Consider the following 23350-nt stretch of genomic DNA (forward strand, 5'->3'; position numbering starts at 1 on the left):
AGGCGCCCATGCCTTGCGTTGCCGTGGAGCCGGGCGGGAGAGCTTCCCCCGGGGCGGCTCAATCCGTCCCAACCACCGACTGCGCCTGACCGAGGAGCACCACAAATGTCTGAAGGAATCGCGGAACTCGACCTTGCCTTGATCGGCAAGCGGCGTTGCTGTAGATACAACGGCGGGCTACTTACCGAGACACCAGGTCGCTGCCTGAGGCAAGTAGCCGGTTGGCCAGGTCTTCGGCCCGGGCGAGCCAGCGGGTGCGCTCCGCGGCGTCGGCATCGGCGACCACGCGCAGGACGACCCGATCGACTCGAGGACCGCCCAAATAGGGCGGCAGGCATCGAGCCAGATCGACTCCAATGGATCCCCGAACAGTTCGGCTTCGCGGTCCTGGGTGGTGTCGGAGGTGTTGAACACCAGCACTTCCCGCAGCGACAGCAGGGATTCGGGCTCACCGCCGGCCTCATCCAGGCGGTAGGCCACGCCTGGTACCAGGACTCGATCCATCCACCCCGCCAGGATCGCCGGGGGTTTGCCCCACCAGTTGGGGTGAACCACCACCAGCGCCGATGCGGCACTCAACTCACGTCGATGCAAGTCCAGCAGGGGGTCGCTGCCGGCCGCGAGTACCTGCTCCGCGCTCTGGCCGCTGGTGTAGGCCTCGTCGGCTCGCAGTACCGGATCGAAGTTCTCGGCGTACAGGTCGTGAACATTGACGCCCAGGCCCCGTCGCTCCAACGTGGCGACCACCCGTTCTGTCAAGGCATGGTTGAAACTGCCCGGGTCCAGGTGTCGCCGCCGTGGCCGTGCTCGATCGCTTGACGGTAGCCCGCACCGCCCCGCGGCAGCTCGAGGTCGACGCCGGCCACCGCACCGGCGCTGACGATGTGGTCCGCGGTCGCGCCCGTCATGGTGATCGTGCTCAGGCTGCCTGGGCGCCGTTTCTCGGCCACCGTCGCCGAGGCACGGTCGGCCGCGCTGACCTCCGTAGCCCTAGGCTCGGCCTATGGATTCACAAGTAGTCGTGATCGCCGATGTGTCCTCCAGTCCGGAAAACGCCGATGAACTGGGTGCGGTCCTCCAGGAACTCGGTGCAGCCTGCCGGAAGGAGCCCGGCTGTAAGTCCTACGAGGTGTTCCGTTCTCTCGACCAGCCTGAGCGCTATGTGAGCATTGAGAAGTACATCGATGCTGACGCGTTCGCGGCGCACCGGGAATCCGAGTACTTCCGCGAGATCGGCCTGGGACGTGTCATGCCGTTGACAGTGACGCGGGACGTGCAAATGCACACCAGCTCGATTCCTGTTCCGCCAAAGGTGACCTGAGGCAGCTCGCCTGCGGACTCCCGTTCGCCGGTCCGACCCAGCCTGCGCCTGCGCCAGACGCCGGCACGCGGTGCTGCTCACGGCCTTCAGCAGTACGTCGTTCGGCGCGGGAGCGCAGTCGACATGGCTCTGGTTCGGCATCGCGTTCGTTGCGGGCCTGTTGATCGCCGGGCTGACGGTCCTGCTCCCTCGCGGCGACCGCCTCGGCCTGGGTTCGCGCCAGCGTTCGCGTGTCGGCGTCGGTCGCGCGCGTCAGCAGCACATGGCTGAGCACCACGAGGACGGCGACCACGAGCGTCGCCGTCAGGACGGCGAGCGACACGACGCGCGCCCGGAAACCGGTCAGTCCCATCGATAGCAGACTCCACGCACGGTCGCGACCCGGCCAGCGATGCCGAGCCGCTCGAGCTTCACCCGCAGCCGCCGCAGGTACGAGTCCAGCGTGTTCTCGCTGACCTGAGCCCCGTGTGGCCAGCCGGCAGCGACCAGCGCATGCCGCCGGACGACCTGGCACGGAGATCAGGCGGCCGAGCAGCCGGAACTCGGTCGGCGTCAACGCTTCGCCGTCAGTACCTCGCCGTACCTCGTGGCTGGGCGGGTCGAGCATGACCTCGTCAACGGTCAGCGCAACCGTGGCCCGACGCAGCAGCACCTGCGTCCGGACGAGCAGTTCGCGGATGTCGAACGGCTTGGTCAGGTAGTCGTCGGCGCCGACCTCGAACCCACTCACCTTGTGAGCGGCTCACCCCGGGCGGTCAGCATCAGGACCGGGGCGTCCACCCCTTGCGCGCGCAGCGCCAGGCAGAACGTCCCTCCCGCCGGCGTCGGGAAGACCGATGTCGAGAATCACGACGTTCGGCGCCGGATCCAGTTGAGCGAGCAGCTCGACGCCGGTCGCGCTGGCGGCAACCGAGTGCCCGTCGCTTTCCAGCGCCCGGCGCAGAACTCCGCGCAACGCTCGGTCATCTTCACAAACAGCAACCTTGGCCACCACCCCAGTACCGTACCGACCAGCCGAAACCCCGTGTGGCAACAGGCCACCGGTCCGCCTGCGCGCCGCTACCCGTGATTGGGTGCTTGCCCTGCTTATTCGTCGACCCCACCGTTTCAGGGCCGCCCGTTCGACCCCGGGATCAGCCGCGATGCCCTTCAACGTCGCGCCCGCGCTCGTCGTACGCCCTACGGTTTCTCAACCCCGGACAAGCGATCGCCCCGATATCACGTTGGGGGACGGGCCGGGATGGGTTCGAGGTCGATGTCGACGATGTGGACGCGGGCTGTGACGGGGCGGTCGGTGATGGCTTGGGTTGCGGCGTGGTGGACGGCGGCGCCGACTTCGGCGGCCTGGTGGTTGATGTCGACGACTATGCGTACGTCGACGCGTGCGTGACCGTCGGCAGTGAGGTGGACGTCTACTCCGGCGGTGTCCGGGGCCTGTGTGCCGGTGGTGCGTTCCCAGGCCTGAGCCGCGAACTGCCGAAGGAGGCCGACCACACCGGGCTGCAGCCGTACGACGCCCGGTACGGACCGGGCCGCGCGGGCGACGCTGTCGGCGTACCGGATGTCGTGCAGGACGCTGGTGGGTACGGGCCGCTCGGGAGCGTGCTTGCTGTCGGTCATGACCGGCCTCCGGGGTAGCGCTCGTCGATCCAGACGTCGGCGACCTCGAAGTCGAGGGAGTCGAGCTGGAGGCCGATGCGTTGCGGTAGCGCGCTCGCGACGCGCCGGCGAGCCTCGGCCAGCGCGGCGACGCGGCCGGAACCGAAGCGCAGCGAGACCGACATCCAGACTCGGATGGTGCCAGGGGCGCCTGATTGGTCCGCGGCTGGATCGATGCGGCACTCATGCGCCCGGATGCCGTCTACACCGTCGACGACGTAGCGCAGAACGGCGGCGAGGGCGTGGAAGGAGATGTCGACGTACCCTGTGGCGGTCGGCAGTTCGGGGGGTAGCTGGATGGTGCGGGCGAGCCTGAGGTCGGCGCGGACCGCGGTCATGATCGAGTCGACCAGGTTCGCCGGTAGTTCGGTCTGGTCCTCGACGAGGAGCTTGGTTGCCTCGGCCAACTGACTGAGGCCGGCTCGGGTGGTGGTGCAGTGCGGACAGTCGAGGCCGTGGGCGGTGACGCGGTCTGCTCGGAGGTCGTCCCAGACGGCGTCGACGGTCTGCCCGCACGGCAGTTCATAGTCGGCAGTCCGGTAGTCGCCTCCCCGGTTGTCGGTGGGCAGCTGGGCCGGGTTCATCTCCACGGTTTCATCACCTCCGCAAGCTCTGCTCGTGCTCTGGCTATCCGTCCTCTGACTGCTGCGGGTGAGGTTTCGAGGAGTTCGGCGATCTCGTTGTACGAACGTCCGTGGACCTCGCGCAGCAGCCAGCAGGCCCGTTGTGGTGGCGGCAGTTGCTGTAGCGCCAGCGCCAGCGCCTTCATCGCCTCGGTGCCGGCCGCTGCTCGTCCGGGGTCGCCCTCGATGCTGGTTTCTGCCAGTTCGCGGCCGTCGTCGAGCACGGCGGTCGGCTTGCGCCGCTGCAGGATGGTGAGGCACTTGTTGGTCGCGGCCTTGTACAGCCAAGAGCTGAAGGCCTCGTTGCAGCGGATCTCGGGCAGCCGCCGCCACGCGGTGACGAACACGTCCTGGGTGACGTCCTCGGCCTCCCCGCTGGCGCCGTTCAGCATTCTCAGACAAAGGGTGTAGATGCGGCGCTGGTAGCGGCGCACCAGAAGTTCGAACGACGCGGGGTCGCGGTTCTTGGCGCGGGCTACCAAAGTCGCCTCGTCGATCTCCGCGAAGTCGCCCATGGATGTAGAGACGACACCGACTCCGCGAATGTCACGGTCCCGAGTCCGATCAGTCCCGCTGACGGTGCTCACACCACCAGCATCACTCTCGGCCGCGGATATCGCCACAGGCGCGACGAGGGCGGCGCGAACAGCAAGGAACTTGAACTTGGACCGTGACATCGCGGCCCGCGGTGTTGTCCAACCATCAGAAGATCACGAACGCACACCCAGAACCCGACCAGTAAAGGATCGTCCGATGAGCGACACCACCACGACCGCGAAGATCGCGGCGAAGCCCGGCCCGGGCAGCGACGTCACCAGCACCACAGATCTGGGTGCCGGCCCGGGCGGCAAGACCACCATCGCCGATGTCGTCGTCTCGAAGATTTCGGGTATAGCGACCCGGGAAATCATCGGCGTCCACGCCCTCGGTGGCGGCGCCGCGCGGGCGGTCGGCATGCTGCGTGACCGGATGCCCGGATCGCGGACCAACATGTCCCAAGGCGTCTCGGTCGAGGTCGGCGAGACGCAGGCGGCGGTCGACATCGAGCTTGTCGCGGAGTACGGCGTGAGCATCGCCGACCTCGCCCAGGAGATTCGCCGCAATGTCATCTCGGCGGTCGAGCGGATGACCGGCCTCGAGGTCACCGAGGTCAATATCGCCGTCAGCGACGTCCACCTGGAAGGTGAGGACGAGTCGGAGGACCAGGCCGGGGTTGAGCCGATGGAGCGTCGAGTCCAGTGAGCGCATCGACTGTCGGCCTGTTCGCCGGGCTGTTGATCGCGATCGCCGCCGTGACGGGTGGGTTCCTCGGATTCCTGCTGGCATTGGTGCTCGGGGCAGCCGGTTTCCTTGCCGGTCGTCTGCTGACCCATGGCACCAAGGGCCTTGACGACCTGATGGCGCGCCGCAGCCGTGGCTGACATCCTCATCCCCGTTGCTCCGGCCGCCCAGCCGTTGCGGTCCGACAGGAGCGACGCGGGGGAGCGGGGACGCCTGGAGATCGGTCAGCGCGTGGTCGAGAAGATTGCCGAAGCCACAGCTGGTCGGCATCCCGCCGTACTGCGCCAGTCCGCCACGTTCGGTCGCGGGCTGCCGAAAGCGAAGGCTCAACTCGCGGGACGCAGAGCGCGTGTCCAGTTGGAGATCCCGGTCGGTTGGGGACACCTGCTCGGTGAGCTGGCGGCCGACGTGCGCGACCAGGTCCGCGAAGAGGTGGAAGCCTTGACCGGCTTGGGGATCGACGGTGTGGACGTCGACATCTCTGCCGTCGAGGTCTCGCCGGTCGGGAGTGACGCCACGGAGTGTGCCCTCGATGCCGGCGGTCAGACCGCTCCTGGTGCCGCTGCTCCCGCCAAGCGACCGGTCGCGGCACCGGCGGCTGCGGCTGTGGGGATCATCGCGGCGCTGGCGGCGATCCTGATCGGTGCCGTCGGTGTCCGCGAGACGCTCGTTTCGACCGGGACTGTCGGCGGTTCGTCGTGGCTGGAGTGGTTGTTCGGCAAGGCCGAAGTACTGAAGCCGGTCGACTGGATGATTCCCGCCGGGATCGCCGCCGTCCTGCTCGGGGTATGGGTCCTCCTCGCCACGCTGAAGCCCCGCAAGGCGACGCACCTGGCGGTCGGCGATCGCGCCGCCGGTGTCTGGATCCGCGCTCGCGATGCCGCCCGCTTGGCGGCCGAGTCCGCGCGTGCGATCGACTCCGTCACCGGCGCCAAGGGGGCCGCCAAGCGTCGGAAGGTACGGGTCTCGGTCACGACGATCGGCGACGCGGAACGTGTCCGCGAGGAACTCGCGGCGACAGTGCAGGCACGGTTGCACGAGATCACTCCCACACCTCGGGTGCGCGCCCGGGTCACCGTCGAGGAGCCGTGAGATGCGCCGCGGAATCATCGCCTTCGACCGGATCGCCGGTCTCCTGGTCGCCATCGTCCTGATCGGCGCTGGAGCCGCAGCGCTCGGGTGGCGCTACGACCTGATCCCCAACGCCCCCGACCGGATCCGCATCGTCGGGCTCACCGACCTCCCCAGCGAGCCATGGTGGCCCTGGGCAACGGCCGCCGGCAGCGTCCTGCTCATCGTCCTCGGCCTTACCTGGCTGACAAGGCACCTGCCCCATCGCCGGGTCGGGCAGCTTCGCCTGCCGGGCTGCGACGCCACCGGACGGCTGAGTGCCGATGCCAATGCCGCTGTCAACGCAGCCGCACAGATCATCGCGATGGCGCCCGGCGTCCGGGACGGCTCGGGCCACGTCGTCCTCGACCGTGGACAGCTTGTCGCAGAACTCCATTGCACACTGGAGCCGGCAGCCGACCTCACCGTCGTACACGTCGCCGCTCAGCAGGCAGCCGCCGACCTGCACCGGGTCCTCGGCCGCGAAGACCTGTACCACCGCATCGAACTCCGCGTCGCACGAACCGACAGGACCCCTACCCCCCGGGTCGGCTGAAGGGCACGGGCGATGAGTTGGCGGTTGGTACCCGATGACGGCAGCGCCGGATATCTGTTCTGGTGGTGCCGATTCGGCGGGCTCAGGCTTTCGGGATCGGCATTCCGAAGTTCGCCGGAGTGATGTATTCGGGTCCTGGTCCGCCGCGGTTGCCGGTCTCGAGTTCGTCGATGGCGGCGAGCTCGTCGGCTGTGAGTTCGAAGTCGAGGACGTCGAGGTTCTCGGCGATCCTTTCGGGCTTGGTCGACTGGGGATGACGGAGCGGCCGTGCTGAAGGCCCAGCGGAGCATGACCTGGGCCGGCGACTTGCCGTGTGCTCGGGGATGTCGCAGATGACCGCGTCTGGAGGGCGCTGGTGTGACCGATGTCGCGGTAGAAGGTGATGCCGCCGATCGGTGGCCAGGCTTGATTCAAGAGGCCGTGCGCATTGTCGAAATCCTGCACCTCGCGCTGCTGAAAGTACGGGTGGATCTCCAGTTGGTTGACCGCCGGGACCACGGTCGTGGCGTCGAGGAGAGCACGGAGATGGTCGACCATGAAGTTGCTGACGCCGTTGGCTGTTGCTGCGGCGGGCTTAGTGTGGCCGTTCTCGAACTGGCTGACTGATGCAGCCGTGACCGAGCCGAGTTCTCACGCCAACTGCACCTGAGTCAAGCCGCGCAGTTCCCTGGCCAAGCGCAGCCCCGGCCCGATCGAACAGGGCCGCGACATCACCCGGGTCCAGTTGGGCTGATTCACGAAAGTCGTTTCCACGCCGGTTGCTGTCCGCGGTCGGCGGACGGTCCTAGATCTTCCTAGTGCGCTCGCATCTTGGGCACACCTTGGTTACTGACAGGTCGGATGACTCACCGATGACACGGTGTGCTTGCTGTTGGTGAGTCGATTTGCACCCAACGGCGGCCTGCCAGATCTCGTATGAGATCTGGCCCAGTCAACGCAGACTGGCCGACGAGCGTGAGCGACTCGCCAAGATGGTCAACACCCAATTGTCTTCCGGACGTCCCGGTTCGATACCGGAGCGCGAATGGAAGCGACTGAGGCATGTCGCTCGCGATATCCAGGACGGTGTTCTCCGCACTCGGTTCGACTCGGCCCGCGTTCCTGAATGGTTCTACAAGCGCCTCCGGGACGATGATGAACGCGACTTCGGAAACACCGCTGAAGGACACCGCTCGCGCCTCGCGGGCAGTCCGTAGTGCGACCCGCAGTCCGCGTACAAACGCCTGGCGAGGGTTGTGCCTAGCGAGCGTTGTGGAGATGGATGCCTACGACAACTTGCGCGGGCGGGCACAGGACAGCGGTGCGCCGTCTGCTGGTGGCCGCCCTGCTGGGTTCGCTCCAGGTCGGCCCGAACCACCCCCACGGCACCGTCCTCGAGTTCACCACCCCACTCCGACGGGCGGGTTCTTGAGGTCGCGCACAGCGTCTGTATATCCGTGTGGTGATCACGCGTAACATGCGCTCAAGACTGACCGGCCAAGAAGGTACGGGCGATCCTGGAGTGATTGATTGGTGCCTGCAGCAACGGCAGCCGATGCTACCTATTCGCAGACGATGACGGCTGACTGGAGGCGGATCGCATCCCGGCCTGGTGCGGCACCGAACATGCGCCGGTATTCGCGGCTGAATTGGGAGGGGCTGTCGTAACCGACTGCGTAGCCGATCGCGGCCACGTCGTGGGGTGCTGCGATGAGTTCCATCCTGGCCTTCTGCAGGCGGATCTGTTGGCGCAGTCGGTGATCAACGTGCTGAAGTCGCAGTTTCTGGTACTGCAGCGGGCTCATCGCGGTGACCGCGCGGAAGTGGCGGTTGCGGGAGGAGACACTGATGCCGATGTCCCAGGCGAGGTCGTCGATGCGGATCACGCGGTCGTAGCGCGAACGGACCCATTCGACGGCGCGAGCGACGAGCGCGAGACGGCTGTCGGCCATGCCTGCCTGTCTCATCAGAGCGGCGTGCGGTCCGTTCAACAGGCGCCAGTGAATCTCGCGCCGTACGCCGGCTCCCAGGACCTGGAGTTCGCGTGGGTCGTCGAACAGCCGGAGGAGGCGGACCAAGGAGTCGAGCAGGTCGTCGTCCGCGTCGCTGATGGCCATCCCTGAGCACGCTTACCAGCAGGGTCCGCTCGACCTCTTCAACATGCTCAGCTGGAGCGACCTTCTCTCGCACCAGGAAGACGTCGGATCTGTCGCCGGTCTCGTCAGGATGATGCGGGCCGAGCGCAGGCTGCGCGGCGCGCTGGAACGGTTGCCGCTGCGCGGCACGATGGACGGCCTGGGCGGACGAGGAGCTCCTTGGTACGACGAGTGGATCGACCACCCCGACGTTCACGATCCCTACTGGGATGGGTTCCGTGCCACCGAAGCGCTGGCGCGGTCCACGGTGCCTACCTTGCTGATCGGTGGCTGGTACGACTACCAGATTGACCTTGTGGGCTGCGGTGAGGTCGCCGGAGTGATTGGTCTTTGCGCGGTTCTGGAGCTTGAGGCACAGGGCGGTCCGGGCGGCGGTCTTGGTGGTGCCGGTGGCGGTGACGGCGCGGACCTTCCCGTCGTGGTCGCGGAACCTGGCGTGGGCCAGGTGCTTGGCGGGTTTGTGGTTCTTGGTGGTCTTCAGGGGCCTGGTGGAGATCTCTCCCCAGGTTCCGATGGGCAGTGGTGTCCTCGGCATGTCTTGCCTCCAACCGGTGTGAGCGTTACTTGTTCAACGCTCGGGCGGTTGCGGAGGGTTGGAGAGTCGGACATGTCGCGCACGCCTGTGAGCTGACGCACAGTCACGCCGAGACGAAGTCAGCACATTCGGTCGGCGAGACAGACGTGCGGCTTGAAAGCGTTCAATAAGAGGTGTCCTGCGGACATGAAGAAACCCAGGACACTCGCGTGACCTGGGCTTTTGTGCGCCGCCAGGGACTCGAACCCCGAACCCGCTGATTAAGAGTCAGCTGCTCTGCCAATTGAGCTAGCGGCGCTTGCAACGAGAGGACTCTAGCAGGGGGATCCCGGAGTTGCGAAATCGGTTAGGTGGTGAGGATGGTCATGGCGGCGTTGTGGCCGCCGAGGCCGGAGACGGCGCCGCCTCGGCGGGCGCCGGAGCCGCAGATCAGGAGGTTGGGGGCGTCGGTTTCGGTGCCCCAGCGGCCGGCGTCTTCGGGGCTGGTGGCCCAGGGCCATTGGAGGTCGCCGTGGAAGATGTGGCCACCGGGCATGCCGACGGATTGCTCGATGTCGTACGGCGTCTTGGCCTCGATGCACAGGTTGCCGTCGGCGTCCCGGGCGATGCAGTCCTCGAGCGGTTCGGCGAGGTACGACTCGAGCCCGGCCAGCACGCGCCGGGTGGCGAGAGCGCGGGCCGAATCGTTGTCGGAGGCAAACAACCGGGCGGGGAAGTGGACGCCGAAGACGGTCAGCGTGTGGTAGCCCGCGGCAACCAGCTCGGGGGAGAGGATCGACGGATCGGTCAGTGAATGGCAGTACACCTCGGACGGCGGTACGGCGGGCAACGAGCCGTCCGCCGCAGTGCGGTACGCCGACTCGAGCTGGCTGTAGTCCTCGTCGATGTGGAACGTACCGGCGAAGGCCCGCGCCGGGTCGTCACCGGACTTCAGAGCCGGTAGATGACGCAGCAGGAGGTTGATCTTCAGCTGCGACCCCTCCGGCTTCTCGACACCGCCCTTGCCGCGCAGCGAAGCCAAGGTCGCCGGCGCGACGTTGGAGAGCACCCAAGAGCAGTCGACAGAACGCTCACCGTCACCACCGAGCCAGGTGACCGAGCCGCGCTTCCCGTCGACCTCTACCGAGGTGACTTCCGCGTTGGTGACCAGTGCGGCCCCAGCACGTCGGGCCGCCGCGGCCAGCGCGTCGGTGACCGAGCCCATGCCTCCCACCGGCACGCGCCACTCACCGGTGCCGTTGCCGATCAGGTGGTACAGGAAGCACCTGTTCTGGATCAGTGACTCGTCGTGCAGCCCGGCGAAGGTGCCGATCACGGAGTCCGTCGCGACTACGCCTCGCACGGTGTCGTCGGTGAACCGGCGTTCGATGGCCTCACCCAGCGGCCTCTCCACCAACTCGTCCCACAGAGCCCTGTCGACACGGGAGCGGATGTCCGCCGCCGACTGCAGCGGCTCCAGCAGGGTGGGCGCTACGGCGGCCGCTAGTGAGCCCACAGCTCCGTAGAAGCCCGTCCAGGCCTCGTACTCCGTGTCGCTGCCCGTCAGCGTCCGGAACGAGTCCCTGGTGCCGGGGCCTTCCGGCCGCTCGACCAGCAGGCCGACGTCGCGTCCACCTCGACGTACGGGTGTGTACGAGGCCACCGCGCGTGAGCGGAGGTCCAGATCGAGGCCTAGGTCGGCGACGATCTTGTCGGGTAGCAGACTGACAAGGTACGAGTACCGCGACAGCCGCGCGTCCACGCCCGGGAAGACGCGTTCACTGACCGCTGCGCCGCCGGTATGCGCCTGCTGCTCCAGGACGAGCGTGGAGAGCCCGGACTGGGCCAGGTAGGTCGCGGCGACGAGACCGTTGTGCCCGCCACCGACAATGACGACGTCGTAGAAGTCCTTCATCCCACCGGCCAATCGAGCTTGTGGTAAGCGGCGTCCCAGAACATCCATTCGTAGCGGCACGTCGTGGCGAAGTGCTGGTGACAGCGTTCCCGCTCGGTGGTGCCGACGTCCAGTGTGTCTGTCACTGCAAGCACCTCCTCGACTACCGCATCGAACTCCTCGGAGCCGTACGTCGCGATCCACCGCGCGTACACCGGGTCCGGTGAGGACCGCTTGAGCAGCTCACGTCCCACGTCCCGGTAGATCCAGTAGCAAGGCAGTACGGAGGCCACGGCCTCGGCGTACGTTCCGGTGGCGCAGGCAGCGGTCAGATAGGACATGTACGCCGTGGTGGTCGGACCGGAACTAGCCGCTTCCACGTCCGCCGCCGTCAGCCCGAGGGACTCCAGCAGCGAAGTGTGCAGGTCCCGCTCGACCGCGATGGCGTTCGCCGCGTGCAGTGCGAACATGCTGACGGCGTCCTCGTCCGTGGCCCGGCCGGCGACCAGGCTGAGGGCCCGTGAGTACGCCCGCAGGTAGTGACTGTCCTGGATGATGAAGTACCGGAACGCGTCGTGGTCGAGCGTCCCGTCGGTCAGCCCGGTGATGAACGGGTGCCGGACGATCTCGTCGTACACCGACGCCGCACCGCGGTCCCACAGCTCATCGGAAAACGCCATCCCCACTCCTCGCGGTCGACTGGCACCGACCTTATCCACAGGGCACGCAGCAATCACGAGACGCAGGTCACTTCCTCGCCATACTCTGAGGCATGGGTGCAGAAGCGGGGATGCCGCCGGAGACGCCGTTGCTGCGGCAGATCCGTGCGTCGGTGATCGGTGACGACCAGGTGATGCCCGGGCCGTACGGTCCGCGCCGGGTGACGTACGCGGACTACACCGCGTCCGGGCGGGCGCTGACGTTCCTGGAGGACTTCATCCGCGAGGAGGTCCTGCCGCGGTACGCGAACACGCACACCGAGTCGAGCGGGACCGGTCTGCAGACCACCCGGCTGCGGGAGGATGCCCGCCGGATCATCCACAACAGCGTGGGCGGCGACGACGAGACCGCGGTGATCTTCTGCGGCTCGGGCGCGACCGGGGCGATCGACAAGCTGATCGGGATCATGGGTCTGCGGATCCCGGCCGAGCTCGACGACAGGTACCACCTGACCGACCAGATCCCGCCGGAGCGGCGCCCGGTCGTTTTCATCGGCCCGTACGAGCACCATTCCAACGAACTGCCCTGGCGTGAGTCGATCGCCGACGTGGTGGTGATCAGTCAGGACGGCGACGGCCACATCGACATCGACCAGCTCGAGGCGCGACTCCAGCAGTACGTCGACCGCCCGCTGAAGATCGGCTCGTTCTCCGCGGCGAGCAACGTCACCGGCATCGTCAGCAACACGCAGCGGGTGTCGGCGCTGCTCCACCAGTACGGCGCCTTGTCGTTCTGGGACTGCGCCGCCGCCGCGCCGTACGTCGAGATCGACATGTACGGCGGCCGCGACCAGAACCCGCTCTCGTACAAGGACGCGATCTTCCTCAGCCCGCACAAGCTGATCGGCGGACCGGGCACGCCGGGGGTGCTCGTCGCGCGGCGCGAACTGCTCCGCAACCGAGTCCCGGACGTACCGGGTGGCGGCACGGTCGCGTACGTGAACCCGTTGGAGCACCGCTACCTCGACGACCCGGTGCACCGCGAGGAAGGTGGGACGCCGGCGATCATCGGGTCGATCCGGGCCGGGCTGGCGTTCCAGCTGAAGCAGGCCGTCGGGATCGACGTGATCCGCGCGCACGAGGACGCCTACCTGCGGCGTGCGGTCGAGGCGTGGAAGAACGAGCCGAACCTGCAGATCCTCGGCAACCTCGACGCGGAACGGCTGTCGATCGTGTCGTTCGTGGTGAAGGCGCCGTCCGGGCGCTACCTGCACCACAACTTCGTCGTCGCGCTGCTGAACGACCTGTTCGGCATCCAGTCCCGCGGCGGCTGTTCCTGTGCGGGTCCGTACGGTCACACGCTGCTCGGGATCGACCTCGACCGGTCGCACGAGTTCGAGGAGGAGATCCTGCACGGCTGCGAGGGGATCAAACCGGGCTGGGTGCGCGTCAACTTCAACTATTTCATCTCCGAGGCAGTGTTCTCGTACGTCGTCGAGGCGGTCAAGCTGGTCGCCCGGGACGGGTGGCGGCTGCTCGCCGACTACCGTTTCGATCCGTCGAACGGCCTGTGGCGGCACCACCGCGGCCCGGTCGAGCCGCCGATGCGCCTCTCGCAGGTCGGGTACGACGCCGACGGCAAGCTCAGGTATCCGCGCCACGACCACACCGCCCCCGAGTCCGCCCTCGACGACTACCTGGCCGAGGCCCGCGATCTGTTGTCCAGGTGTCAGGAACGACGCCTCCAGGCAGAGGGACGGGTCAACGAGGAGTTCGATCAGCTGCGCTGGTTCGACCTGCCGTCCACGTGTCTGATGCCCGACTGACGGCGGTTGGGTAGCACGACGTACGGCGGTCCCCTCTAAAGTCTGGGTGTGAGCAGCTCGGAGGAGGACGACGCAGGCGGCGAGAGCCTGCTGACAGTGCTGGTCGCGCTGACCGCGAACCTGCTGATCGCGGTCGCCAAGACTGTTGTCGCGGTGATCACCGGATCGGCCTCGATGGCGGCCGAGGCGGCACACTCGTGGGCCGACACCGGCAACGAGGTCTTCCTCCTGGTGGGGGAGCGGCGGGCGCGTAAGCCGGCCGACCAGACGCATCCGCTCGGCTACGGGCGGGTCGGGTACATCTGGTCGATGTTCGCCGCCTTCGGCCTGTTCACGGTCGGTGCCGCGGTGTCGGTGTGGCACGGTATCCAGTCCCTGCAGCACGGCGAAGCGGAAGCCACGTCGTACGGCTGGGCGTACACCGTGCTCGGGGTCTCGTTCGTGCTCGAGGGGATCTCGTTCGCGCAGGCACTGCGGCAGACCAAGGCCGGTGCGCTGGAGCGGATGCTGCGCCCTTGGCGGTACGTCCGGATCACGTCCAACCCGGTGCTGCGGGCGGTGTTCGTCGAGGACCTGTCCGCGCTGATCGGCATCGTGATCGCGACGCTGGCGATCGCAATGCATCAGCTCACCGGCAACGCGGTCTGGGACGCGGTCGGCTCGATCGTGGTCGGTGTGCTGCTCGGTGCGGTCGCGCTGTTCCTGATCAGCCGGAACATGGACTTCCTGACCGGCGAGGCGGCCAGCCCACTGGCCCGCAACCGGGTGCTGCGCGCGTTGCTCGAACACGAGGACATCGAGCGGATCACGTTCCTGCACATGGAGTGGGTCGGCGCGGACCGGATCTTCCTGGTCGCGGCGGTCGATGTCACCGGCAACGACGTCGAGTCCGAGGTCGCCGCGCGGTTGTACGCGATCGAGGACGCGCTGAACGCCCGCCCGGAGATCCAGCAGGCGATCCTGACGTTGTCGCGGCCCGGCGACGCGACCAGCCTGCAGCCGGGCGAGCTACCCCGCTGGTACGTCGAGCCGTCCCCTTAGTGCAGCCTCGCCTGGAAAACGGTCCGTTGAGGTCGTGCGGCGGCTGTTCGTCGGACGAGGTGTACGCTTCCCGACCGTGGAGCCCGTACACGTGGCGGTTTCGGCTTTGGCTGCATTGTTGCCGATCACGAACCCGGTCGGAGCGTTGGCTGCCTTCGCAGGCCTGACGGTCGGCGTGGACCCCGCCGCGATGAAACGCCAGGCGGTGCGGACGGGCGTGTACGTGCTCGGCATCCTGGCGGTGTTCGCGCTGCTCGGCACGTTGGTGCTCGAAGGGCTCGGGATCGGCCTGCCCGCGCTGCAGATCGCCGGCGGGCTGGTCGTCGGTCACTCCGGCTTCGGGATGATCGTCGCCCGGCAGACTCTGACCGAGGACGAGAAGACCCACGGTGTGGTGAAGACCGACGTGTCGTTCTCGCCGATGGCACTGCCGCTGGTCGCAGGACCGGGCGCGATCGGCGTCGTGATCGCGCTGACTGCGCGGCACCCCGGCATCACCAATCGGCTCGCGGTGATCGTCGGAGCGGCCGTGATCGCGGCGCTGGTCGCCGTACTGCTCCGGTTCGGTACGCCGCTCGTCGACAAGCTGGGGCCGACCGGACTCGGGGCGTTGAGCCGGATCATCGGCTTCCTCACCCTGGCCATCGGCGTCGAGCTGGTGACCCACGGCGTACTCGCGGCAGCGAAGTAGGACTGGCGGCGAAGTAAGGCCCGGCGCCCACCTGAGCGCCGGGCCTGCCCCCGGACTACTTTCCGTACGTGGCGTTGGAGACCGGCGGGAGTTTCCACGCCTTGCTCTTGGCGATCGCGGTGAGCTCCTTGACGGACAGCAGCGGCGTGGGTCGCGTGTGCGGCGTCCCCTTCTCGGCCGGGGCGTTGTAGCTGGTGAGATTGACGCTGCGGCCGTCGCGACGCACCAGCACTACGTAGTTGCTGACGACGCCGTACTCCGCCTGGCGGCTGTCGGAGTACTCCGGCGACTCCTTCACGGTGTACAGGACCGATCCGTCGGGAAGGGTGGTGCAGCCTTGGCGGGCCGGGACGCACGGGTTCTGGTTGCCGCCGCCGGACAGCAGGACGTCGACGCGGGCGGCGCCGCGGCCGTCGTCGACGACGTACGCTGCCGCGGTGAAGTCGCCCTCGCCCCAGGTCTCCGGCTGCGAGAACGTCCGTCCCGGGGCCGCGACGAGCGACTTCAAGGTGGTGAGTGTCTGCTGCGAGTTGACGGCGTGTGTGCTGGACGGCGTCGGCTTGACCGACGGTGCGACCGACGGTTTCGCGGACGGCTTGGTGATCGCGATCGGCGTACCGGCGGCGGCCCGGTCGGCGGGGGAGCCGAGCACGTGGATGCCACCCGCGATCAAGCCCGCGGTGGCCAGTACGGCTCCGGTGCCGCCGGCGGTGAGCAGCGTCGTACGCCGCCGACGCAGGCGAGTGCCCTGCGCGACCGTGCGTTCCAGCAGGTCCGGTGTGACGGGTTCGAGGTTCTCGGTGGCCCGCTGCATCAGGTCGGTGAGTTGGTTGTTCATGGGTTCTCCTGAGCTCAGAGCGCGATCAACTGGTCGGCACCGTCACCCAGAACCGCCCGCAGGCGCTCCAGGGCTCGGGCGGTGCGAGTCGTGATCGCACTGGTCTTCTTGCCAAGATCGAGCGCCACCTGCTCGACGCTGCGATCTTCGAAGAACCGCAGCACCAGCACAGCCCGATCCAACGGCGCGAGTTCCCCCAACGCACTCTGCAGAGCGACCCGCAACTCCACATCCCCAGCCCGCTCGACCACCTCCGGAAGCACCCCCGTAGGCCGCTCCCCCCAACTCTTCCGCCGCCGCTGCGAGATATACGTCCGCACCAACGCAGTCCGCGCGTAGGCGTTCGGGTTCTCGATCCGGTGCCACACCTTCAGAAGGTTGGCCAGCGTGTCCTGCACCAGATCCTCGGCGTGATGCCGATCACCGGTCAGCAGCCACGCGGTCCGGTACAGCTGAGATAGTCGCGCCCGCGCGAACTCCTCGAATTCCTCGGTAGCACTCATCCGCTGCCTCTCGTAGATGCCTCTGCCCCAAGAGACGCATCCACAGCCGCGTCAGATCACACCAAGCTCAGAACACCTTGGAAAGAACCCAAACCGCGAACGCCAAGACCCCCACCACAAACGTCACCACAACCACCAACCCGTACCCGAACCAGGCACTCCCACTCAACTTCACAACAGCATCCTTACACGCGAACGAGCCCCCGGCGGTGAGTGACAAACAAACCCAGCCACAGGAGCCGAGCGAAGCGAAGGCAAAGGGGGTGCGGGTGGCGGAGCCCCCGCTTGCGGCAAGCGAAGCGCAGCCGCACAAAATGACGAAGCCGACCAAACCTGCGCTCTCCGCAGGCATGGCCGGCCGTCGGGTGAGTGACGGGACTTGAACCCGCGACCACCTGGACCACAACCAGGTGCTCTACCAGCTGAGCTACACCCACCATTGCCGTCCGAACTGCAACGGCTGAGCAATCATAGCGATGAAGTCGCGGGACAAGAAATCCGCAGGTCAGGAGGCGGTTGGGGTGTCTTCGGTGGGTGTTGTGAAGAGGCTGGCGGCGGCCCGTGCGGTGCTGGAGTCGGGCCCGGGCTGCGGTACGAAGACGGTCTGGCGGTAGTACCGCAGTTCGTCGATGCTCTCGGTGATGTCGGCGAGCGCGCGGTGGTTGCCGTTCTTCGCGGGGGTCGCGTAGTAGACCCGCGGGTACCAGCGGCGGACGAGTTCCTTGATCGAGCTGACGTCGACGTTGCGGTAGTGCAGGTGTGACTCGACCCGCGGCATGTCCCGGACCAGGAACGTACGGTCGGTGCCGACCGAGTTGCCGGCCAGGGCGGCCTTGCGGGGCTCCTTGACGTACGACGTGATGAAGTCGAGCACCTGCTGCTCGGCGTCGGCCAGCGGGATGCCGTTGGCGAGCTCTTCGAGCAGGCCGGACGCGGTGTGCATGTCGCGGACGAAGTCGCCCATCTGCTCGAGCGCGCCGGGTGGTGGGGCGATCACCAGGTCGATCCCGTCACCGAGCACGTTCAGTTCGTAGTCGGTGACGAGCACCGCGACCTCGATCAGAGCGTCGTTCGCCAGATCGAGGCCGGTCATCTCGCAGTCGATCCACACCAGCCGGTCGTTCATGGGCACCCACCTTACGGCGAGCCGCCGACACTGCCGTCATGGCGTGCCCTGTCAGCGCGGCGCGTGGCCGATGTGGACGCTCCGGACGGCGAGTACGGCGAGGTCGGTACGGTGTCCGAGGAAATACGGCCCCTCCGGGTCCAGTAACTGCTGCCAGACCTCCAGGTCCGCGGGATCGAGCCACTCCTCATCAGCCATCGCGTGCCCATGCCCGTGCCCGTGACCCTCTCCGGTCAGCCAGCCGAGCCGTTTCCGTAGCCCCTCGATGACTTCCTCCCGTCGCTCCGGCGACAGTGGCGGCGGTGTCTCGCTCAGCACGCTCCGCGTGGTCACCTCCACGAGCCCGGCCCGCGTCAGAGCGTCGGTCCATCCGTACGGCATCGGCACCGACCCGGGCAGCGAGTCCCGCATCACCTTGAACCACCGGTCCTGCGCCAGATCCAGCCGCAACTCCAGCCCCGGCTCGCCGATGCCGAGATCCCACGGCAGGTACCGCGCCGGCAGGCCGCCCTCGGCCAGCGCCAACCGCCCGCCCGGCGCAAGCAGCGAGGCCAACGCGTCGACGGCTGCCTGCTGGTCGGCAGCGTGGTGTACCGATGCCGACGCCCAGATCAGGTCCGCCGGCGCATCGATTGCCTGGCGCAACGGTTCCGCACCGTCGTCCATCGACGCGAGTTCGCACCGGACCAGTCCGCCGGTGTGCTCGCGCGCCTGCTCGAGTACGTCGGGATCCGCGTCGATCGCCACCACGGTCGCGCTGGGCAGCGCCTCGGCGAGTGCCTTCGCCATCCCGCCACCGCCGCAACCGACGTCCACGACGACCCGGTCGGTGTCCCGTACCAGCGTCGCGGCCACCGCTGCGTTCCAGCCGGCCTCGCCCTCGGCGGACGACCGCAGCCGCCCGGCCTCTCCCGCCCAGTCGATCTCGATCATGCCCACAGTCTCGTACCAGCCGGCCACCTGCCGCACTACTGTTACGCGGTGATCGCCACTGAACGCCTCAGGCTGCTACCGCTACAGGTCGAGTACGCCGTACCGATGGCTGAAGTCCTGTCCGACCCGAGCCTCTACACGTTCACGGGTGGCGAGCCGCCCACAGTGCAGGCACTCGAGGCACGCTACCGCCGCCAGCTGGCCGGCCCGGACAGCGCCGACGAGCAGTGGCTGAACTGGGTCACCGAGTACGACGACAAGTTGATCGGCTACGTTCAGGCGACGCTCACCGGAAGGACCGCGGAAATCGCCTGGGTCATCGGCACCGCGTGGCAGGGCCGGGGGTTCGCGAAAGAAGCAGCACAGGGACTGGTCACCTGGCTGAGGGCGCATGGCGCCCGGGAGATCGTGGCCCACATCCATCCGGACCACACCGCGTCGGCCGCTGTCGCAGCCGCAATCGGACTCGCGCGCACCGACCTGGTCGAGGACGGCGAGTACCTGTGGAGCACGGCAGGCCCGGCGTGAGCCGGGCCTGCCGCCCAAAAACAACCGTCGGAAGGACGGCCGAGATCAGACCGGGCGAACGTTCTCCGCCTGCAGGCCCTTCGGGCCCTGGGCGATCTCGAACTCGACGCGCTGGTTCTCGTCCAGGGAGCGGAAGCCCTGCGTCTGGATCGCCGAGTAGTGCACGAATACGTCGGCGCCGCCGTCCTCCTGGGAGATGAAGCCGAAGCCCTTCTCGCCGTTGAACCACTTAACTGTTCCCAAAGCCATGATTTTCTCCTGATACGACAAAACGCCCGGCGGATTACAAATCCGCGGGCGCTTCGACACGAACGTGGAACTGCAAAACTGCAACGATCAGAAACCCTAGCACGCTCGATGAGCCGTCAGCCACCCTTCGCCACGCCGGCTGTCGTACTCGTCGGGTGTTCCTGACCACGTCCGCCCGCAACAGGCCATCGCCGGCCAGGTCTCAGCGGCAGCGTGCTACGGGCGTACGTACGTCGCCAGTGAGGCGGCGCCGGCCTGGAGGACTGAGGCGAGCTTGAAGTGGACGGGCTGGTCGGCCGGGCCGAAGATCTTCTCGCCGGCACCGACGACGGACGGCAGCGTCATCAGTCGGTACTCGTCGACCAGGTCGTCGGCCTGCAGGGCGCGGATCACGCTCAGGCTGCCGGTGACGGCGATCGTCCGCGGCTCGGACCGGACGTACTCGGCCAGGGTGCCCTCCATCAACGTCGAATTCGGGAACACCGACAGATCCGTCAGCGAGTGCGTGGCGACCACCTTGGGCATCTTGTTCATCTTGGTCGAGAAGTCGTCGGTCCGGTTCGGCCAGAGCCCGCTGAACAGCTCCCAGGTGTTCCGGCCGAGCAGCAGTACGCCGGTGTCCATCAGGTCTCCGAGGCGGAACTTGTCGCCGCTGTAGGTCTCGGGTCCGTGCCGCCACGCCCAGCCGCCGAACGGCGTACCGCCCGAACCGTCCGGATCCGTGATGACCCCGTCGAGGCTGACGAATGCGGTGACGATGACGTGTCCCATGGCTCCTGCTCCTTCTGTCGAGTGGTTGACGCCGGTACATACCGCCGGAAGGCCCGCGAATCATCGGTCCCCCGGGAATGTGACCTTGACCTCATTCGTCCAGATGGCCTACCGTATTCTGTATGCAATCTCACGGAAGGCAGGGACCCTCATGAGAGTTGCCGTTCTCGGCGCCGGTGCGATCGGTGCGTACGTCGGCGCGGCCCTGCACCGGGGTGGCACCGAGGTCCACCTGGTCGCCCGCGGCGCGCACCTGGAAGCGATCCGGTCGCACGGCGTCACGGTGCTCAGTCCGCGCGGCGACTTCACGGCGCGAACCCCGGCCACGGACGACCCGGTCGAGATCGGCCCGGTCGACTACGTGTTCCTCGGGCTCAAGGCGAACTCGTACGCGACCGCCGGCCCGTTGCTGCAGCCGCTGCTGCACGACAGCACGGTCGTCGTCGCGGCACAGAACGGCATCCCGTGGTGGTACTTTCACGGTCTGAAGGGCCCGTACGAAGGCCGCCGGATCGAATCGGTCGACCCCGGCGGCGCCGTCAGCCAGGTGCTCGACCTCGACCGCGCGATCGGCTGCGTCGTCTACTGCTCCACAGAACTCGAAGGACCGGGCGTCGTACGGCACCTGGAAGGCACCCGCTTCTCGATCGGTGAACCCGCCGGCGGCCCGTCGGAACGCTGCGAACGGTTCAGTACGGCGATGGTCGCGGGCGGCCTGAAGTGCCCGGTCGAGGCCGACATCCGCAACGAGATCTGGATCAAGCTGCTCGGCAACGCGGCGTTCAACCCGATCAGCGCGCTGGCCCGGGCGACGATGGTGGAGATCGCCACCCATCAGGGCACCCGGCAGATGGTCCGCCTGATGATGCAGGAGTCGCTCGAGGTCGCCGCCGCGCTCGGCTGCCACCCGGACATCTCGGTGGACAAGCGGATCGACGGCGCCGAACGGGTCGGCGAGCACAAGACGTCGATGCTGCAGGACCTGGAGAAGGACAAACCGCTCGAACTCGACGTGATCCTCGCCGCGGTTGTCGAACTCGCGGACCTGACCGGCGTCCGCGCGCCGACGCTGCGCGCCGTACACGCCGTCACGGATCTGCTGGCGAGCAAGGTCGGCGTCTAGGGGGAGTCGTGTGGCTCGCCGGGAGATCGGCGATGTTGACGCAAACATGTCTAGACTCCTGGCACATGGGAGGTGCCGGGTGGAGGGTACGTCAGTGCGGCGGCCACGAGGTCCGTCGATGGCCGACGTCGCGCGGCTGGCCGGCGTGTCCGGGCAGACCGTCTCGCGGGTCGCCAACGGCAAGCAGAACGTCGACTCGGTCACCCGCGCTCGCGTGCAGGACGCGATGCGCCAGCTCGGCTACCGCCCGAATGGCGCCGCCCGCGCGCTGCGCAACGGTGAGTTCCGCAGCATCGGCGTGATCGTCTTCGAACTTTCCACATTCGGTACGACGAGAACGCTGGATGCGATCGCGACCGCCGCCACCGCGCGCGGGTACTCGGTCAACCTGATGCCTGTGCTCTCGGTCAACCGCCAGGCAGTCACGGACGCTCTGACCCGGCTGGGGGAGCAGGCTGTCGACGGCGTGATCATGATGATCGAGGCGCGGATCCTCGACGAGGTCCAGCTGCCCGTGGGACTGCCCGTGGTCGTCGTGCATGCCGGTGCGCACTATGACCACCCGGTGGTCGACACCGACCAGACGCAGGGTGCCCGGCTCGCCACCGAGCACTTGCTCGACCTGGGGCACAGAACGGTGTGGCACGTCGGCGGGCCGCCGTCGTCGTTCGCGGCGGACCAGCGGCGCCGGTCCTGGGAGCAGACGCTCCGCGACCACGGCCGCGACGTACCACCCGTGCTGATCGGAGACTGGTCTTCCACCTCCGGGTACGACGCGGGCTGCGAGCTCGCCGTGGATCCAGCTGTGACCGCGGTCTTCGTAGCCAATGACCAGATGGCGCTCGGCGTACTGCGGGCGCTGCACGCGCATGGCCGGACCGTGCCTGCCGATGTGAGTGTGGTGGGGTTCGACGACATGGAAGAGGCGGCCCAGTTCTGGCCGCCTCTCACCACGGTCCGTCAGACCTTCACCGAGGTGGGCCGCTGCGCTGTAGACACCCTGCTTGCGGAGCTCCACTCCTCCGGCGGCCACACCCAGGTAGCTGTCGCGACGACTCTCGTTGTCCGCAACAGCACCGCTGCACCTTCTTAGACCGCGGCGACAGCGCGCAGCAGTTGCGCAGTCTCTGTCGGCGTCTTGCCGACACGTACTCCGGCCGCCTCCAGCGCTTCCTTCTTGGCGGCTGCGGTCCCCGACGAGCCGGAGACGATCGCGCCGGCGTGACCCATGGTCTTGCCCTCCGGCGCGGTGAAGCCCGCGACGTACCCGACGACGGGCTTGGTCACGTTCTCCTTGATGAACGCGGCCGCCCGCTCCTCGGCGTCACCACCGATCTCACCGATCATCACGATCGCGTCGGTGTCCGGGTCGTCCTGGAACGCCTGCAGCGCGTCGATGTGGGTGGTCCCGATGATCGGGTCGCCACCGATACCGATCGCGGTCGAGAACCCGAAGTCGCGCAGCTCGTACATCATCTGGTACGTCAGCGTGCCCGACTTGCTCACGAGCCCGATCCGGCCGGGACCCGCGATGTCCGCGGGGATGATGCCGGCGTTCGACCGGCCTGGGCTGATGATCCCGGGACAGTTCGGGCCAATGATCCGCGTCCCTTGAGCCTGTGCGTGTGCGAAGAAGGTGGCGGTGTCGTGCACCGGCACGCCCTCGGTGATCACCACGACCAACGGAATCCCGGCGTCGATCGCTTCCGTGACGGCTCCGAGTGTGAAGCGGGGCGGTACGAACACCACCGACACGTCCGCATCCGCCGCCCGCACCGCGTCCGCGCACGACCCGTACACCGGGATCGACCGCTTCGCGAAGTCCACCGACCGGCCGCCCTTGCCCGGTGTCACACCGCCGACCACAGTGGTGCCGGCGGCAAGCATTCGGCTGGTGTGCTTCTGCCCTTCGGACCCGGTCATGCCCTGCACGACGACCCGGCTCTTCTCGGTCAGGAAGACGGCCATC

The 23350-nt window shown here is 67.6% G+C and carries 33 protein-coding genes and 2 tRNA genes; 16 read left to right on the forward strand and 19 right to left on the reverse strand.

Translation table 11 applies throughout. The annotated features are described in order from the left end of the window. Window positions 1–177 precede the first annotated feature (177 nt). Window positions 178–759: an NAD(P)H-dependent oxidoreductase gene (locus FB475_RS25635; RefSeq protein ID WP_202878500.1), complete on the reverse strand. Its 582-nt coding sequence runs from the start codon at window positions 757–759 to the stop codon at window positions 178–180. After that, a complete protein-coding gene (locus tag FB475_RS25640) occupies window positions 756–950 on the reverse strand; it encodes an imine reductase family protein (RefSeq protein ID WP_141859107.1) in 195 nt (64 codons plus the stop codon). The genes FB475_RS25635 and FB475_RS25640 overlap by 4 nt, the downstream gene beginning before the upstream one ends. 53 nt (window positions 951–1003) lie before the next feature. Between FB475_RS25640 and FB475_RS25645 the strand changes: the two genes are divergently transcribed. Then, window positions 1004–1321, forward strand: coding sequence for a putative quinol monooxygenase (locus tag FB475_RS25645; protein WP_141859108.1), 318 nt, complete (start codon window positions 1004–1006; stop codon window positions 1319–1321). 70 nt (window positions 1322–1391) lie between these two features. Continuing rightward, window positions 1392–1679, forward strand: a complete 288-nt coding sequence (locus FB475_RS25650) for a hypothetical protein (protein ID WP_141859109.1) — start codon at window positions 1392–1394, stop codon at window positions 1677–1679. Here the strand turns inward: FB475_RS25650 and FB475_RS38430 are convergent. The 5 genes from FB475_RS38430 to FB475_RS25670 form a co-directional block, all read right to left on the reverse strand. Further along, a complete protein-coding gene (locus FB475_RS38430; RefSeq protein ID WP_202878550.1) occupies window positions 1664–1810 on the reverse strand; it encodes a winged helix-turn-helix domain-containing protein in 147 nt (48 codons plus the stop codon). The genes FB475_RS25650 and FB475_RS38430 overlap by 16 nt on opposite strands. A 253-nt stretch (window positions 1811–2063) precedes the next feature. Next, window positions 2064–2315, reverse strand: a complete 252-nt coding sequence (locus FB475_RS38435) for a response regulator (RefSeq protein ID WP_202878501.1) — start codon at window positions 2313–2315, stop codon at window positions 2064–2066. Window positions 2316–2539: 224 nt separating this feature from the next. Further along, the gene (locus FB475_RS25660) at window positions 2540–2941 is read right to left on the reverse strand and encodes an Asp23/Gls24 family envelope stress response protein (protein ID WP_141859110.1); all 402 of its coding nucleotides are present in this window, start codon (window positions 2939–2941) and stop codon (window positions 2540–2542) included. Further along, window positions 2938–3570 carry an Asp23/Gls24 family envelope stress response protein gene (locus tag FB475_RS25665; RefSeq protein WP_141859111.1) on the reverse strand — a complete coding sequence of 211 codons (633 nt, stop codon included), beginning with the start codon at window positions 3568–3570 and terminating at the stop codon, window positions 2938–2940. Before FB475_RS25665 ends, FB475_RS25660 begins: the two co-directional genes overlap by 4 nt. Then, entirely contained in the window at window positions 3561–4118 is a 558-nt protein-coding gene (locus tag FB475_RS25670; RefSeq protein ID WP_141859112.1) for an RNA polymerase sigma factor, read from the reverse strand. Before FB475_RS25670 ends, FB475_RS25665 begins: the two co-directional genes overlap by 10 nt. Before the next feature lie 238 nt (window positions 4119–4356). Here FB475_RS25670 and FB475_RS25675 point away from each other — a divergent pair, with 238 nt between their 5' ends. The 7 genes from FB475_RS25675 (at window position 4357) to FB475_RS38440 (ending at window position 7746) form a co-directional block, all read left to right on the forward strand. After that, window positions 4357–4845: an Asp23/Gls24 family envelope stress response protein gene (locus FB475_RS25675; RefSeq protein WP_141859113.1), complete on the forward strand. Its 489-nt coding sequence runs from the start codon at window positions 4357–4359 to the stop codon at window positions 4843–4845. After that, window positions 4842–5024, forward strand: a complete 183-nt coding sequence (locus tag FB475_RS25680; protein ID WP_141859114.1) for a hypothetical protein — start codon at window positions 4842–4844, stop codon at window positions 5022–5024. Before FB475_RS25675 ends, FB475_RS25680 begins: the two co-directional genes overlap by 4 nt. Further along, window positions 5017–5976 carry a DUF6286 domain-containing Asp23/Gls24 family envelope stress response protein gene (locus tag FB475_RS25685; RefSeq protein WP_141859115.1) on the forward strand — a complete coding sequence of 320 codons (960 nt, stop codon included), beginning with the start codon at window positions 5017–5019 and terminating at the stop codon, window positions 5974–5976. Before FB475_RS25680 ends, FB475_RS25685 begins: the two co-directional genes overlap by 8 nt. 1 nt (window position 5977) lies before the next feature. Further along, window positions 5978–6550, forward strand: a complete 573-nt coding sequence (locus FB475_RS25690; RefSeq protein WP_141859116.1) for a hypothetical protein — start codon at window positions 5978–5980, stop codon at window positions 6548–6550. Between the two features lie 34 nt (window positions 6551–6584). Further along, the gene (locus FB475_RS36925; RefSeq protein WP_185759432.1) at window positions 6585–6824 is read left to right on the forward strand and encodes a hypothetical protein; all 240 of its coding nucleotides are present in this window, start codon (window positions 6585–6587) and stop codon (window positions 6822–6824) included. A gap of 83 nt (window positions 6825–6907) precedes the next feature. Beyond that, complete coding sequence (locus FB475_RS36930; RefSeq protein ID WP_185759433.1) at window positions 6908–7156, forward strand: hypothetical protein; 249 nt, start codon at window positions 6908–6910, stop codon at window positions 7154–7156. 278 nt (window positions 7157–7434) lie between these two features. Further along, window positions 7435–7746: an S-4TM family putative pore-forming effector gene (locus FB475_RS38440; RefSeq protein WP_202878502.1), complete on the forward strand. Its 312-nt coding sequence runs from the start codon at window positions 7435–7437 to the stop codon at window positions 7744–7746. 345 nt (window positions 7747–8091) lie between these two features. Here the strand turns inward: FB475_RS38440 and FB475_RS25705 are convergent, their stop codons facing one another. After that, window positions 8092–8646, reverse strand: a complete 555-nt coding sequence (locus FB475_RS25705) for a helix-turn-helix transcriptional regulator (RefSeq protein WP_202878503.1) — start codon at window positions 8644–8646, stop codon at window positions 8092–8094. Here FB475_RS25705 and FB475_RS25710 point away from each other — a divergent pair. Beyond that, window positions 8639–9316, forward strand: a complete 678-nt coding sequence (locus FB475_RS25710) for a CocE/NonD family hydrolase (RefSeq protein WP_141859117.1) — start codon at window positions 8639–8641, stop codon at window positions 9314–9316. The genes FB475_RS25705 and FB475_RS25710 overlap by 8 nt on opposite strands. Before the next feature lie 129 nt (window positions 9317–9445). On the opposite strand, the gene FB475_RS25715 is transcribed toward FB475_RS25710, so the two are convergent. From FB475_RS25715 to tenA, 3 genes are all read right to left on the reverse strand, one after another. Further along, window positions 9446–9518: transfer RNA gene (locus FB475_RS25715), tRNA-Lys, on the reverse strand. 48 nt (window positions 9519–9566) lie between these two features. Beyond that, on the reverse strand, window positions 9567–11114 hold the full coding sequence (locus FB475_RS25720) for a phytoene desaturase family protein (protein ID WP_141859118.1): 1548 nt from the start codon (window positions 11112–11114) through the stop codon (window positions 9567–9569). Beyond that, entirely contained in the window at window positions 11111–11773 is a 663-nt protein-coding gene (tenA, locus tag FB475_RS25725) for a thiaminase II (RefSeq protein WP_141859119.1), read from the reverse strand. Before tenA ends, FB475_RS25720 begins: the two co-directional genes overlap by 4 nt. 92 nt (window positions 11774–11865) lie before the next feature. On the opposite strand from tenA, the gene FB475_RS25730 reads away from it, so the two are divergent. The 3 genes from FB475_RS25730 to FB475_RS25740 all read left to right on the forward strand — a co-directional run bounded on the left by FB475_RS25730 (window position 11866) and on the right by FB475_RS25740 (window position 15310). Then, on the forward strand, window positions 11866–13578 hold the full coding sequence (locus FB475_RS25730; protein WP_141859120.1) for an aminotransferase class V-fold PLP-dependent enzyme: 1713 nt from the start codon (window positions 11866–11868) through the stop codon (window positions 13576–13578). Window positions 13579–13626: 48 nt separating this feature from the next. Continuing rightward, window positions 13627–14619: a cation diffusion facilitator family transporter gene (locus FB475_RS25735; protein ID WP_202878504.1), complete on the forward strand. Its 993-nt coding sequence runs from the start codon at window positions 13627–13629 to the stop codon at window positions 14617–14619. Window positions 14620–14695: 76 nt separating this feature from the next. Next, window positions 14696–15310, forward strand: a complete 615-nt coding sequence (locus tag FB475_RS25740) for a MarC family protein (RefSeq protein ID WP_141859121.1) — start codon at window positions 14696–14698, stop codon at window positions 15308–15310. Between the two features lie 55 nt (window positions 15311–15365). On the opposite strand, the gene FB475_RS25745 is transcribed toward FB475_RS25740, so the two are convergent. The 5 genes from FB475_RS25745 to FB475_RS25765 form a co-directional block, all read right to left on the reverse strand. After that, the gene (locus FB475_RS25745; RefSeq protein ID WP_141859122.1) at window positions 15366–16148 is read right to left on the reverse strand and encodes a hypothetical protein; all 783 of its coding nucleotides are present in this window, start codon (window positions 16146–16148) and stop codon (window positions 15366–15368) included. A 14-nt stretch (window positions 16149–16162) separates the two neighbouring features. Then, the gene (locus FB475_RS25750; protein WP_141859123.1) at window positions 16163–16651 is read right to left on the reverse strand and encodes a SigE family RNA polymerase sigma factor; all 489 of its coding nucleotides are present in this window, start codon (window positions 16649–16651) and stop codon (window positions 16163–16165) included. Between the two features lie 364 nt (window positions 16652–17015). Beyond that, window positions 17016–17088, reverse strand: a tRNA-His gene (locus FB475_RS25755). A gap of 68 nt (window positions 17089–17156) precedes the next feature. Then, window positions 17157–17777, reverse strand: coding sequence for an oligoribonuclease (gene orn, locus FB475_RS25760; RefSeq protein ID WP_141859124.1), 621 nt, complete (start codon window positions 17775–17777; stop codon window positions 17157–17159). A 51-nt stretch (window positions 17778–17828) separates the two neighbouring features. Further along, window positions 17829–18710 (reverse strand): class I SAM-dependent methyltransferase, encoded by an 882-nt coding sequence (locus tag FB475_RS25765; RefSeq protein WP_141859125.1) that lies wholly within the window; start codon window positions 18708–18710, stop codon window positions 17829–17831. 48 nt (window positions 18711–18758) lie between these two features. Here FB475_RS25765 and FB475_RS25770 point away from each other — a divergent pair, with 48 nt between their 5' ends. Further along, window positions 18759–19238 (forward strand): GNAT family N-acetyltransferase, encoded by a 480-nt coding sequence (locus FB475_RS25770; RefSeq protein WP_238332407.1) that lies wholly within the window; start codon window positions 18759–18761, stop codon window positions 19236–19238. A 45-nt stretch (window positions 19239–19283) separates the two neighbouring features. Here FB475_RS25770 and FB475_RS25775 read toward each other — a convergent pair whose 3' ends face one another. Both FB475_RS25775 and FB475_RS25780 read right to left on the reverse strand, forming a co-directional pair. Next, window positions 19284–19487, reverse strand: a complete 204-nt coding sequence (locus FB475_RS25775; protein WP_130381366.1) for a cold-shock protein — start codon at window positions 19485–19487, stop codon at window positions 19284–19286. Window positions 19488–19703: 216 nt separating this feature from the next. Then, a complete protein-coding gene (locus tag FB475_RS25780; protein ID WP_141859126.1) occupies window positions 19704–20258 on the reverse strand; it encodes a dihydrofolate reductase family protein in 555 nt (184 codons plus the stop codon). 151 nt (window positions 20259–20409) lie between these two features. On the opposite strand from FB475_RS25780, the gene FB475_RS25785 reads away from it, so the two are divergent. Continuing rightward, complete coding sequence (locus tag FB475_RS25785) at window positions 20410–21381, forward strand: 2-dehydropantoate 2-reductase (RefSeq protein ID WP_141859127.1); 972 nt, start codon at window positions 20410–20412, stop codon at window positions 21379–21381. 118 nt (window positions 21382–21499) lie between these two features. Continuing rightward, window positions 21500–22474, forward strand: a complete 975-nt coding sequence (locus tag FB475_RS25790) for a LacI family DNA-binding transcriptional regulator (RefSeq protein WP_141859128.1) — start codon at window positions 21500–21502, stop codon at window positions 22472–22474. Here FB475_RS25790 and sucD read toward each other — a convergent pair. Beyond that, window positions 22471–23349 carry a succinate--CoA ligase subunit alpha gene (gene sucD / locus FB475_RS25795; protein ID WP_141859129.1) on the reverse strand — a complete coding sequence of 293 codons (879 nt, stop codon included), beginning with the start codon at window positions 23347–23349 and terminating at the stop codon, window positions 22471–22473. The two genes, FB475_RS25790 and sucD, sit on opposite strands and share 4 nt — an antisense overlap. Window position 23350: the final 1 nt, after the last annotated feature.

The organism is Kribbella jejuensis, assembly GCF_006715085.1.
Lineage (GTDB): Bacteria > Actinomycetota > Actinomycetes > Propionibacteriales > Kribbellaceae > Kribbella > Kribbella jejuensis.